This is a genomic window from Prosthecobacter sp. (genome assembly GCF_049294395.1).
In the GTDB taxonomy this organism is placed as follows: Bacteria; Verrucomicrobiota; Verrucomicrobiia; order Verrucomicrobiales; family Verrucomicrobiaceae; genus Prosthecobacter.
Genome location: NZ_JBAQCR010000130.1, coordinates 1 through 11,652 on the forward strand (window position 1 = coordinate 1; position 11,652 = coordinate 11,652).

An 11,652-nucleotide genomic window follows, 5' to 3' on the forward strand; every position below is an offset into this window, starting at 1 on the left:
CCCCATAGTTGACGAAGTCGGCGGTAATGTAGTTCGAAGCCAGGTTGATGGAGGATTCATGCCCAACGGTCAGCGTGTGGCTGAAGCGAGCATTGAGCTGGTTGGTAATGCTGAGGTTGTAGTAATAGCCGTTCAGGTCGGAACTGTCTCCTGGACCATTCGGGGCGATAACCGTTGGCGAGTCGAAATTGAAGGCCTGCAGACCGCCAGCCAGTTTGATAATGGTTGATTTGCCCAGAGGCACACTGACAAACGCGCCCCAGTTGAAGAGAACGCCGTCGTTCAAAGTAGGATTCACGTAGTTCAGGAACGAAACCCCGCCTTCCGTGCCCAAAATCCAAGTCGCCGTCGGGCTGTATGTGAGGGAGGCATGCAGGGTGTTCATCGTACGACTGAACTGCTTGTTGTTGCTGCCCAATGCCTCGGAGATGGTGTTTGTGTAGTTGACAGCCAGAGCCCAGGCCGAATTGATCTGCCAGTTGGCGGCGACACCAAAATCGTTCTGGAAGACACCGAAGCTCGAATTATTCGCAGCACCGACAAAGGCATTGTTCAGCGCAGGACGCATGGACATGCGGTCATAAATGGTGAAATTCACAGGGCCGGCCTTGATATCAAAAGCAAGCGTCGTTCCTGGCAAGACGTTGATCAGGTAATTGCCGTTTCCATAAGCTGCCAGTTCTGGATGATTGAAATAATGATCCACGCCGAGACCGCCGGTGAAACTCAGGACATTGTTTTGTGAAACGCGATAGTTGGCGCTGACGTTGAGCAGCGTGCTGCTGATGACGTCTGACACCGGAACGGCGGTGCGGCGAATGTTGCTGTTGTATTCAAACCCCTGGTAAAGGCCAAAACCAATGTTCACAGGACCAACCTTCAGATTGCGCTTGCCCGTAAGGAAGGGATCTGAGGTGTAGGTGGGAGCAAAATAGCTCAGTGACTGTGAATACTGGCCGGAGTAGGTGGTGTAATCACCCACAGCACGAGCGGCGAATGCGGAACTGCCGCTGCGCACCGAAGGCTGTGAAATTTGACGGTCAGAACGCAGCAATTGCTGAAGACTTTGATACCCCTCCTGGTCTTCCTGGCTGACGTATGCCCCTTTTTCGTAGTCGTACACCACGTCTCCACTGCGTGCGGACGACTGGGTCGTCTTTTTCATCTGACCGGTGCGGGACCGAAGGTCATTGAAAAAGTTGCTGGTTTGTGAAGGTGAAACACCAAATTGAGCGTTGGAACGTTGCGGCAACAAACAGCCGGTCGTGAGGGTAATCACCATCAGGAGAGCACTGATGGGGATGGGGCGAGAGTTGTTGATCAGCATGACGGGAGAGAGTGGGTCGGGAATTAAAACAACGATACAAGCAATTCTACTTGGTTTTGTCTATACCAAATTTCTCTCGATTTCGCCACATACTCTCCCTTGATTCACAATAATTTGGCGTTCGCCGCTACACGCGGCCGGCCAATCCCCCCCCCTTCAGTTCTTGAAGGCGACCACTGAAACGGCATTCCGCGTTTCACGAACGCGTTTTCTGTGTTCAAAATCAAACTCGAGCTGGATTTCTCTCGAGGATGCCCTGTCCCACGATCTGTGAGGACTGTTGGAAGGGGGCGCCAGGGCGATCAAACTGCGTAATTTGCCGAACAATTTACCGATCGGAAGCCGCTTGGAATTGAAAGAGTTCATGGTTTGAGTTTGATAATTAGGACAACTTTCCGAAAGCTATATAGTGTTCATTGTAACATGTTCAAATGAATTTTAAGGCGGCTGAAAAATGCATGCCTTCACCGCTCCTGTTTGACTCAGCAGGTTTAAAAGTTCATGTGCGGCCATGTCCATTGAAGCCCATCCTGCCCCGGCAGCGCGGTTGACCATCCCAGAATACGCCATGGCGCTTGCCCACGTGGCCAGCCTGCGTTCAGAGGATCCCTTTCGGAAGGTTGGGGCGGTGGCCATTGACTTTGACAACCGGGTGATCGGAACCGCCTACAATGGCCTTGCGCCCGGCTACGATGCAGGTCCTGATTTTTGGGCAGATCGGGATGCACGACGTAAATACATGCTGCATGCCGAGGTGAACCTTTGCAGCCTGTTCACCCGTGGCAATGTGAAGCTCGTCGCCTGCACCACGAAACCCTGCACCAGCTGCATGCAGATGCTCTGCGCCTATGGCGTCAAAGAAGTCTATTTCCGCGACGATTACCCTGAGTCGGAGGCAGATGCCATCGCCGGGCGTTATGGCATCCCGCTGATCCAGCTTGCCGATTACCCGCAGATCGTTTCTACCGCAGCCAAGTAGAACACTACGTAGAGGCTTGCTGACGCGGCACCAAAGCACGTGAAGAGCATGCAGCTTGTGTGAAGCGAAGCCCGTCTCGAATTCTCCCAGGTTGCATAGCAGACCGGTCCGCCCGCAATGTGACTTCGTGCGCACCAGCGCACGAAATCACCCATTTTATCCCGGCCGGGCTCCAGCCAATCAGGCAGCTTTGACGTTCTTCACCGCCAGTTCATGCTTCGCGAGCTGCAGATCAGCCTCCACCATGATCTTCACCAGTTCCTTAAATTTCACCTTCGGCTCCCAGCCCAGCTTCTTGCGGGCCTTGGCCGGATCCCCGATGAGGAGTTCCACCTCCGCCGGGCGTTCATAGCGGGCGTCATATTTGACGTGCTGCTCCCAGTCGAGATCCAGCGCGCCGAAGGCCTCCTGGACGAATTCCTTCACACTGTGCGTCTCGTTCGTGGCGATCACATAGTCATCCGGCTGATCCTGCTGGAGCATCATCCACATCATTTCCACATAGTCCTTCGCGTAGCCCCAGTCGCGCTTCGCATCCATGTTTCCTAGGAAAAGCTTGTCCTGCAACCCCATTTTGATGCGGGTGGCAGCGCGGGTGATCTTGCGGGTCACAAAGGTCTCCCCACGGCGTGGCGACTCATGATTGAAAAGAATGCCGCTGCTGGCATGCAGGCCGTAGCTTTCGCGGTAGTTCACCGTCAGCCAGTGGCCATAAACTTTCGCACAGGCGTAGGGCGAACGGGGCCAAAAAGGCGTGGTCTCCACCTGTGGAACCTCCTGCACCTTGCCAAACATTTCTGAGGAGGAGGCCTGATAGAAGCGGACTTTGCCCACCAGGCCAGTTTCGCGAATGGCTTCCAGAATGCGCTGTGTACCAAGGCCCACGATGTCTCCGGTGCTCTCCGGCACGTCAAACGACACACGTACATGGCTCTGTGCCCCGAGATTGTACACTTCGTCCGGTTTCAGATCATAGAGCAGCTTTACCAGTGCCACTGAGTCCATCAAATCCCCGTAATGCAGGTGCAGATTCTTTGACGGCAGGTGGGATTCCGGCTCAAACAGGTGCTGAAGACGCCCGGTGTTGAAACTGGAAGCCCGGCGGATGATCCCGTGCACTTCATAGCCTTTTTCGAGCAGCAATTCCGTGAGATACGAGCCGTCCTGTCCTGTGATTCCGGTAATGAGAGCTTTCTTCATGAGTCAAATCGAGCGCCGATGAGACAATACCGCCCCCCATTCCGCAAGGGGAAAAGCAGGAACATAACAGTTGCACCCCACGAGTCTCCCCTTATTCTCTGCCCCCCCAATCCCAGCCCCGATTTCAATTTATGAGAGCTGACCTCGTCGAACAAGCCGCGCTAATCGTCAAAGATCACCCCATCCTGATCAACATGGTCTCCAAGCGAGTCCGTCAGATCGCCGCGGGCCATGCGGTTCTCGTCGAGCGCCGCCCCGGCCTCCGTGAAGCCGACCTCGCCCTCCTTGAAATCATTCAGGGCAAGATCACCATCGCCACCATCGACAAGAGCTAGGCCACCCTGCCCTCCCCGGCAGAACCGCCAGTTCTTCGTTAACATCAGCGGTTCCCCGCGCGACCCATGTCCGAGATCGCCACGAATCGCAAAGCCCCGCGCGACTACCACATCCTCGAAAAATACGAGGCTGGCGTCGAACTCCGCGGCACCGAGGTGAAATCCATCCGCCTCGGGAAGCTGAACATCTCAGACGCCTTCGCCCGCGTGGATCGCGGCCAGGTCTGGCTCTATGGCTGTGACATCCAAACCTACGAGAAGGCCAGCCACACCACCCACGAGCCCCGCCGCACCCGCCGGCTCCTGCTGCACAAGAACGAGATCATGAAGCTGCTGGCCCAGACGCAGCAAAAGGGGCTCGCACTGCCCATCCTGCGGGCCTACTGGAAAGGCCACCACATCAAGATCGAGATCGGTGTCGGCAAAGGCAAGACCCATGGGGATCAGAGACAGGATCTGAAGGAGAAGGCCGAAAACCGCGAAGCAGCCCGGACGGTGGCGAATTTTAATCAGAAGAACAAGCGGTAGAAACGGAGCATGCGTCCGGTAGCTGGGGGCGATCCGCTATGCGGTGAGTGTAAGGAGTCCAACTAGCGTGTGACTGAACCCGCGTAAAAACTGTATAAACACTCTTGAAGAAATCCCAGGCAATAACCGCCCGCTTTTTTGGGCCCTGATACCTCATCGTCCTCAGAACTGGAAGCACGGCTCTGAGTCGAGGCACAGCTTGTGCATAACAGAAGCGAGCAATAGAAGCAGAGAATGCGCATGGTTTTCAGCGTGTAATTATCTGACAGGAAAGCGGAGAATGTTTGCTGTGCAGGTATGCCACGATTGTGCTGATCCTGTCGAGATGAGTTCGAGCAAGACGTGAGCAGCTGGGCTGGCCGCGCCAGCATTCAGTGCCGGGTGTTCAATTCGATCTGGCGCTGGCAGAGCGCCATTTGGGCTTGAACACGCAGCGAGAATGCACGCGACTGACCGATGAGGTAACCCGCGATGCTCCCGAGCACGACGCCAATGATGGCCCCGGTTGCAGACTGGTGCGAGGCAGACAAACCGAATAATCCACCGGCCACGAAACCGATGAGCGTTCCAAGCACGATGGAGGTGTTCGCCTGGCTATAAAGCTTGTCCGCCAGTTTTTGAATTAATTCGGGATTGTATTCGGTTGCCATGGGATGGAGGCGGGTGGTGTCTTGGATGTTTGGGTGCGTTGCTTGAGAAAGTTGGCAGACCTGCCCAACTCGCTGATGGAAAACAATTCCATCTTAAATGTCTGATCTACACGACAGACTCTTGTTTTGTCGAGCACCAAGAAAGCCTGGACATGTGATCTCTTCTTTTTCCGAGGAGGATCGAAGCATGCCCATGGCACTTTCATATTTGCCCATCACGCCTCCTGCTTTAGCATCCGCCCCATATGAATCGCAAACGCCTTGGCCGCACGGGTATCGTTGTCACTGACATCTGCATGGGAACCATGACCTTTGGTCTGCAGGCGGACGAGAAAACGTCGTTTGAAATCATGGACCGGGCCCTTGAGGCGGGGATCGACTTCTTTGACACGGCGGAGCTGTATCCGGTGCCGCCGAGCACTGAGCTGTTTGGGGTGACGGAGCAGATCGTGGGCAAGTGGCTCAAGGGGCAGAAGCGAGGTGAGATCATCATTGCTTCGAAGGTGACGGGGCCTGGGCATGGGTGGTTCCGCCCGCCGGTGCGTGGTGGCTTCACGGCACTGGACCGCCGCCAGATCTTCCAGGCCTGTGAGGACAGCCTGCGACGGCTGCAAACAGACTACATCGACCTTTATCAAACACATTGGCCGGATCATGGCATGCAGCAGGAGGAAACGCTGGGAGCGCTGACTGATCTCATCGATCAGGGCAAGATCCGCGCGTGGGGCAGCAGCAATGAAACCTGCTGGGGTGTGATGAAAAATCTGTGGGAGGCCGAGAAGCACGGTCTGGCCCGCATGGCCACGGTGCAGAACAATTTCTCCCTCATCAACCGCCGCTGCGAGAGCGAACTGGCGCAGGTCTGCCGCAAGGAAGGCGTGAGCCTGCTGCCCTACTCACCGCTGGGTGGAGGTGTGCTTTGCGGCAAGTACAATGGTGGCGCCCTGCCCAAGGGCGCACGCTTCACCGACTACATCCAGAACGGTGGCCCACGGCAAAAGCGAATGGCCGCGCGCTTCGTCAATGAGCGCAGCCTTGAGACGACCGCACGGCTGCAGGTCATTGCCGCCGACCTCGGAGTCAGCGTCACCGCGCTCGCGCTGGCCTGGAGCAAGCAGCACGACTTCGTGGCCTCCACCATCGTCGGTGCCACGACGGTGGCGCAGTTGAATGAGAGCCTGGCCGCTGCGGATCTGGTGCTGAGTGCTGAAACGCTGGCCCGCATCAATGAGATCGATGAAGCGATCCCGTGCGCGATGACGGAGGATGGGTTGCGGAGGTTGTAGGGGCTCTGCGGTGCAAACCTGAGATTCCCACTCAAGAGGATTATGAGGTATTTTTCGAACCCGGAAAAAGACGTTGCGCTGTGAGGCGGCTTTTGCTGGAATCGCGCACTCCCTGACCGATCCCCTCCCACGCCATGACTCAGACCACCTCCGGCAAAGCCGACATGAAACTCTTCTGGGCGTGCTTCATCGCCCTGGTTGCCACCTCGTTTGTATTTGGGGTGAGAGCCAACACGATTGGTGAGTTGCAGAACAGCTTCAATCTGTCTGAGTCACAGAAGGGAGCCATCAATGGCGCGGGTATGTGGCCGTTTGCGCTGAGCATCATCTTCTTCAGCCTGATCATTGACCGCATTGGCTACAAAACGGTCGCGCTGTTTGCCGCAGGTTGCCATGTCGTTTCGCTGGTGCTCACCCTGCGCGCCTCCGGGTATGAAGACTTTTACTGGAGCTCGCTGCTCGTTGCCGTGGCGAATGGGACGGTGGAGTCGTTCATCAATCCGGTCGTCGCCACGATCTTCAGCAAGAACAAATCAAAGTGGCTGAACATCCTGCATGCAGGCTGGCCCGCAGGACTGGCGCTGGGCGCGCTGTTTTGTGCGCTGCTGCCAGAAACGAAACTGTTCTTCAATGCCGTGTGGCAGTTCCGCTTTGCGCTGTGCTTCATCCCCGTGGTACTTTACACGCTGCTGATCCTCCCACGGACATTCCCAGTGAATGAGCGCGTGGCCGCCGGTGTGAGCTACCGCGACATGCTCAAGGAAGTGGGTGCGGTGGGCTCCTTCATCATCGGTTCCCTGGTTTACTGCGCGGTCATGCAGATGATCGGCTACGAGGCCTCCCTGAGGGACTCGCTCATCGCCGGACTGGTGCTGGGTGCGGCCACTGGCTTTTATACCCATTCACTGGGCAACTGGCTCTTCATCGTTGTTCTCATCACCATTGGACCTCTCGCCACGACCGAACTCGGCACCGACGGGTGGATGCCGGAACTGCTCAAGCTCAGCGGCCCGGATTTCCCGAACTTCGCCACGTGGATCTTTGTGTATGTCTCCGTCATCATGACGGTGCTGCGCTTTTACGCCGGCCCCATCGTGCACAGATTCTCCCCCATCGGCCTGCTGGTCATCAGCGGGGCCATTGCCATCACCGGGCTGATCTTCCTCTCCCATGCCACTGGCTGGGTTATCCTCGCGGCAGCGACGGTGTATGCTCTGGGCAAGACCTTCCTGTGGAGCACCACGCTGGGGCTCACCGCCGAGCAGTTCCCCAAAGGCGGGGCCCTCACCCTCAATGGCGTCTCCGCTGTGGGCGTACTCTTCCTGGGCGTGCTGGGCAGCCCCTACATCGGTCACAAGCAGGATCTCGACATGGCCGATCGTCTCTCCGCGACTGAGCACAGCGCTCTGTACTCCCAGATCAAAGGCGACCCCAAGGCTGGCATCTTCGGCAATGCGCCAACGCTGAACCAGGAAAAAATCAAGGCCCTCCCTGCCCCTCAGCATCAGGAACTCGAGAGCGTGCAGGCCGCGAGCAAGCGCAGCGTCTTCACCACCATCGCCATTCTCCCCAGCTTCATGCTGGCCTGCTATCTTGGCATGTTCTTCTGGTTCAAGGCCCGTGGTGGGTACAAACCGGTCGTCATTTCCGAAGGAGATGCCAGCCCGGCCCACTGACCCGCAACGCAGAATCGAGAGCCCCCTGCATTCACTGCAAGATCGACAGGCTTCGCAGCGATAACAGGTCCGCCCGCCCGAAAGCGCTCACCGCAAAGGTCTTTTTCTGGACGCGACTTGCGGACCTTCCCGCTGCGTGTTCTGGCAACTTCTCAGTCTTGAGAACACTTTTTCCTTGTCGCTCAGAGGCGTGGCACCTAAAACACGCCCGTTCCCGCAACCATCACTCCAACCAACACACACTCCACTCCCTCCTCTATGAGCGAAAACAATCGAATGAGACTTCTCTGGGCCGGCTTCATGGCCATTCTCGCGGCCGGCGTCGGCTTCGCCATCCGCGGCGGCATCTTTGACAACTGGGCGAAGGAGTTCGGCTTCACGGGCGCGCAGCTCGGAGCCATCGGCGGCATGGGCTTCAACGGCTTCTGCTTTGGCATCATCCTTGGCGGTGTCGTGGTGGACAAGATCGGCTACGGCAAGCTCGTCGTGGTGGCCTTCCTGCTGCACATCGTCTCCGCGCTCGTCACCTTCACCGCCAGCGGCAGCAGCGCCTTCATGGTGCTCTCCCTCGGCATGTTCATCTTCGCGTTCGCGAATGGCACCCTGGAAGCCGTGGCCAATCCGCTGGTCGCCACGCTGTTCCCGGAAAACCGCACGCATTACCTCAACATCCTGCACGCCTCCTGGCCTGCCGGCATGGTGATCGGTGTGATCATCGGCTGGTTCCTTGACGACAAGATGGAGATCAACTGGCGCATCCAGCTCGCGCTGTATCTCATCCCGACCGTCATCTACGGCCTCATGTTCATGGGCCAGAAGTTCCCCCAGTCCGCCGCTGCGGCCAAGGGCGTCAGCTTTGGCAACATGCTCAAGGACGTCGGCATTCTCGGCGGTGCCGTGGCCTGCTTCCTCCTTTCCTTCTTTGCGGAAGGCTTCTTCAAGGACGTGCTCAGCGTTGAGCCTGCTCTGGCCAAGAACCTCGGCTACGCCACGGGCGGCATTGTGCTGATCGCCGTGGGTGTGCTCACCAAGTTCTCGCTTGGATCGCTTGTGCTTTTCATCCTCTTCGTCACTCACGCCCTCGTCGGTGCGGTCGAGCTGGGCACGGACGGCTGGATCCAGAACATCACCGGTAACCTGTTCACCCCTGAGCAGGGCAAGGCCCTCTTCCTCTGGACCTCCGCCATCATGTTCGGCCTGCGTTTCTGCGCTCATTGGATCGAAAAGACGCTCAAGCTCTCCCCTGTCGGCCTGCTCTGCATTTGCGCAGCCCTTGCCTGCGGCGGTCTCACACTGGCCTCCGGCATGAACACCTTCGGCACTGCGCTCGTCGCTCTGGGCGTGTATGCCTTTGGCAAGACCTTCTTCTGGCCCACGATGCTGGCCGTTGCTTCTGACCGCTTTCCAAGCACGGGCGCTGTGGCCATCTCCATCATGGGTGGCATCGGGATGCTCTCCGCTGGTATCATCGGTGGTCCTGGCCTCGGCTATACGAAGGACCGCTTCGCTGGTGAGTCCCTGAAGGCCTCCAACCCCGCCCTCTACGAAACCTACAAGGCGGAAGCTCCGAGCAAGTTCCTCAATCTGGAAGCGACCGCTGCCATCGGTCTTGATGGCAAGAAGCTCTCCGAAGCCAAGGAAGCCAAGGAAAAGACTGCTGATCAGAAGGCCGTGGTGCTGGCCGATCAGCAGGGCGACCGCAAGACGCTGAAGTTTGACTCCTACATCCCCGGTACGATGGCCGTGATCTACCTTCTCCTGCTGGTCTACTTCAAGTCCATCGGCGGCTACAAGCCTCTGACCATTGAGGAGGAGATGGCTGCGAAAGCCTGATCTATCCATCCATTACTCCCACGCGGCGTCCCTTTACGGGGACGCCGTTTTTATTTCCTGCCTTGCGCAGCTTCATTCATTCGGCATTCGTATTTCGAACATTCGACATTTCTGATCATGCCCACCTACGTTTACGAAACCATCCCCCAGTTTGAAGGTGAACCCACCAAGCGCTTTGAAATCCGCCAGAGCATGAAGGATGCCGCCCTCACGCAGCACCCGGACAGCGGACAGCCGGTCCGTCGCGTGCCGATTGGTGGCACCGGATTGATGGGCGGCAGCAGCGGCGGCTCCCAGGCCTCAAGCGGGGGAGGCTCCTGCGGTACGGGCTGCGGGTGCCATTGAGGCAATGACGAATGTCTAATTCCCGAATGACGAATGAAATCCGAAGCTCGAAAGCCTAAACGGCTGGAGCAGCCGGGACAGCTTCGTCATTGGGCTTTTCTTCGGCATTCGCCACTTTGATTTCGTCATTTTGCGGAGCAGGTTTCCTCATCAGCCTCGCCGCATAGAATCCGTCAAATGCGCCGGTCTCTGGCGTGCGGTGGAGTTCCTCTTCGAGGGTCCATTCCTCACCGTGTTTGGCCAGGAAAGCCTGGACCTGGAGTTCGTTTTCGCTGGGCAGGATGCTGCAGGTGGCATAGACGAGTTTGCCGCCGGGGGCGACCATGCGGCTGTAGTTTTCGAGAATCTCGGCCTGGAGGGCGATGAGACGATCGATCTCGGTATCGCTGAGTTTCCACTTCGCATCCGGATTGCGGCGCAGCACGCCCATGCCGGAGCATGGCACGTCTAGGAGGACACGATCCGCTTTTTGCGCCAGACGCTTCACGGTCTTGGAGCCTTCGATCTCGCGTGCTTCGATGATGTCCACCCCGGCACGTGAGGCGCGCTTGCGCAGCTCCGCCAGCTTCCAGGCATGAATGTCCAGCGCCAGCAGGCGGCCCTTGTTGCGCATGATGGCCGCGAGGTGCAGCGCCTTGCCACCGCCACCAGCACAGGCATCGATGACCCGCATGCCGGGTTCAGGCTGCAAAAACGGTGCGATGAGCTGAGAGGCGGCATCCTGCACCTCAAACAAGCCGGCTTTGTAGGAATCGGTGCCAAACAAATTCGCCCGCTGCTTCAGACGCAGGGCGCTGGGCACCTGATCCACGGCTTCGGTTTCATAGCCTTCCTGGCCGAGACGCTCGCGCAGGGCACGGCGGTCGTTTTTGAGCGTGTTCACGCGCATAAACACATCCGCAGGCAGGTTCAGCGACTCGCGCAGCGCGGGCCACGCGGCCCCGAGTTCACGAGTGCCACGTGCTTCCAGCCAGTCCGGGATTGCGGCACGGATGGCAGGAGATGCGCCTGCTTTGGCACGTTTCATCACATCCTCCGGCTTTACCTCGGGCGCGGTTTCATCCTTGGGCAGATCACGGCCGTTGGAGATCCAGTAGGCGGCCCACACGCGCCAGAGACGCTCCGGGGTGATGTTCTCCGGCTGCGTGTGCTCTTCGTCAGGCAGCCCGGCCAGATACCAGAACCAGCGCCACCAGCGCACGCACTCATAAATGGACTCGGCAAAGATGCGCCGGTCCCGGCTGCCCCACTTGCGATGCCGCTTGAAGGTGAACTCGATCACCTTGTCCGCATACCGTTTGCCCACAAAAACCTCTCCAAGTGAGAGGATGATTTCGTCGAGCAGGTGGGGCGGGAGCTTCATCCTGCGTCGATAGTCCGCCCACCGTCACGATGCAAGCTGACAAGCCATGGTGGAATGAATCAACTTAGCGCCGCCGGCGCAGCCCCAAACCCAGCAGGCCGAGCAGCAGCAGGCAGGCACGCCCCGGCTC

12 protein-coding genes are annotated in these 11,652 nt (G+C 58.0%); 7 read left to right on the top strand and 5 right to left on the bottom strand.

The window, feature by feature from the left end:
* Positions 1–1,165 (bottom strand): hypothetical protein (locus WAW39_RS08505; protein WP_422317759.1); only part of this gene is annotated, 1,165 nt, incomplete at its 3' end.
* A 673-nt stretch (positions 1,166–1,838) separates the two neighbouring features.
* On the opposite strand from WAW39_RS08505, the gene WAW39_RS08510 reads away from it, so the two are divergent.
* Complete coding sequence (locus WAW39_RS08510; protein WP_422317761.1) at positions 1,839–2,306, top strand: deoxycytidylate deaminase; 468 nt, start codon at positions 1,839–1,841, stop codon at positions 2,304–2,306.
* A 180-nt stretch (positions 2,307–2,486) separates the two neighbouring features.
* Here the strand turns inward: WAW39_RS08510 and gmd are convergent, their stop codons facing one another.
* Positions 2,487–3,506 carry a GDP-mannose 4,6-dehydratase gene (gene gmd / locus WAW39_RS08515; protein ID WP_422317763.1) on the bottom strand — a complete coding sequence of 340 codons (1,020 nt, stop codon included), beginning with the start codon at positions 3,504–3,506 and terminating at the stop codon, positions 2,487–2,489.
* A gap of 131 nt (positions 3,507–3,637) precedes the next feature.
* On the opposite strand from gmd, the gene WAW39_RS08520 reads away from it, so the two are divergent.
* Complete coding sequence (locus WAW39_RS08520) at positions 3,638–3,841, top strand: DNA-directed RNA polymerase subunit omega (protein ID WP_422317765.1); 204 nt, start codon at positions 3,638–3,640, stop codon at positions 3,839–3,841.
* A gap of 66 nt (positions 3,842–3,907) precedes the next feature.
* On the top strand, positions 3,908–4,369 hold the full coding sequence (gene smpB, locus WAW39_RS08525; RefSeq protein WP_422317767.1) for an SsrA-binding protein SmpB: 462 nt from the start codon (positions 3,908–3,910) through the stop codon (positions 4,367–4,369).
* Between the two features lie 371 nt (positions 4,370–4,740).
* Here smpB and WAW39_RS08530 read toward each other — a convergent pair whose 3' ends face one another.
* Positions 4,741–5,019 carry a hypothetical protein gene (locus WAW39_RS08530; protein ID WP_422317769.1) on the bottom strand — a complete coding sequence of 93 codons (279 nt, stop codon included), beginning with the start codon at positions 5,017–5,019 and terminating at the stop codon, positions 4,741–4,743.
* Between the two features lie 245 nt (positions 5,020–5,264).
* On the opposite strand from WAW39_RS08530, the gene WAW39_RS08535 reads away from it, so the two are divergent.
* The 4 genes from WAW39_RS08535 to WAW39_RS08550 all read left to right on the top strand — a co-directional run bounded on the left by WAW39_RS08535 (position 5,265) and on the right by WAW39_RS08550 (position 10,159).
* The gene (locus tag WAW39_RS08535; protein WP_422317771.1) at positions 5,265–6,305 is read left to right on the top strand and encodes an aldo/keto reductase; all 1,041 of its coding nucleotides are present in this window, start codon (positions 5,265–5,267) and stop codon (positions 6,303–6,305) included.
* 134 nt (positions 6,306–6,439) lie between these two features.
* Positions 6,440–7,981, top strand: a complete 1,542-nt coding sequence (locus WAW39_RS08540) for an MFS transporter (protein WP_422317773.1) — start codon at positions 6,440–6,442, stop codon at positions 7,979–7,981.
* A 276-nt stretch (positions 7,982–8,257) separates the two neighbouring features.
* A complete protein-coding gene (locus WAW39_RS08545) occupies positions 8,258–9,814 on the top strand; it encodes an MFS transporter (RefSeq protein ID WP_422317775.1) in 1,557 nt (518 codons plus the stop codon).
* Between the two features lie 117 nt (positions 9,815–9,931).
* Positions 9,932–10,159, top strand: a complete 228-nt coding sequence (locus WAW39_RS08550; RefSeq protein WP_422317777.1) for an FmdB family zinc ribbon protein — start codon at positions 9,932–9,934, stop codon at positions 10,157–10,159.
* Positions 10,160–10,214: 55 nt separating this feature from the next.
* On the opposite strand, the gene WAW39_RS08555 is transcribed toward WAW39_RS08550, so the two are convergent.
* Positions 10,215–11,522 (bottom strand): RsmB/NOP family class I SAM-dependent RNA methyltransferase, encoded by a 1,308-nt coding sequence (locus WAW39_RS08555; RefSeq protein WP_422317779.1) that lies wholly within the window; start codon positions 11,520–11,522, stop codon positions 10,215–10,217.
* 64 nt (positions 11,523–11,586) lie between these two features.
* A partial coding sequence (locus tag WAW39_RS08560; RefSeq protein ID WP_422317781.1) for a PEP-CTERM sorting domain-containing protein occupies positions 11,587–11,652 on the bottom strand: 66 nt, incomplete at its 5' end.

What these genes read in the sequence shown, in the direction of transcription:
- WAW39_RS08510 (WP_422317761.1), top strand. Translation starts at nt 1,839, where the DNA reads ATGTCCATTGAAGCCCATCCTGCCCCGGCAGCGCGGTTGACCATCCCA.
- gmd (WP_422317763.1), bottom strand. Translation starts at nt 3,506, where the DNA reads ATGAAGAAAGCTCTCATTACCGGAATCACAGGACAGGACGGCTCGTAT.
- WAW39_RS08520 (WP_422317765.1), top strand. Translation starts at nt 3,638, where the DNA reads ATGAGAGCTGACCTCGTCGAACAAGCCGCGCTAATCGTCAAAGATCAC.
- smpB (WP_422317767.1), top strand. Translation starts at nt 3,908, where the DNA reads ATGTCCGAGATCGCCACGAATCGCAAAGCCCCGCGCGACTACCACATC.
- WAW39_RS08530 (WP_422317769.1), bottom strand. Translation starts at nt 5,019, where the DNA reads ATGGCAACCGAATACAATCCCGAATTAATTCAAAAACTGGCGGACAAG.
- WAW39_RS08535 (WP_422317771.1), top strand. Translation starts at nt 5,265, where the DNA reads ATGAATCGCAAACGCCTTGGCCGCACGGGTATCGTTGTCACTGACATC.
- WAW39_RS08540 (WP_422317773.1), top strand. Translation starts at nt 6,440, where the DNA reads ATGACTCAGACCACCTCCGGCAAAGCCGACATGAAACTCTTCTGGGCG.
- WAW39_RS08545 (WP_422317775.1), top strand. Translation starts at nt 8,258, where the DNA reads ATGAGACTTCTCTGGGCCGGCTTCATGGCCATTCTCGCGGCCGGCGTC.
- WAW39_RS08550 (WP_422317777.1), top strand. Translation starts at nt 9,932, where the DNA reads ATGCCCACCTACGTTTACGAAACCATCCCCCAGTTTGAAGGTGAACCC.
- WAW39_RS08555 (WP_422317779.1), bottom strand. Translation starts at nt 11,522, where the DNA reads ATGAAGCTCCCGCCCCACCTGCTCGACGAAATCATCCTCTCACTTGGA.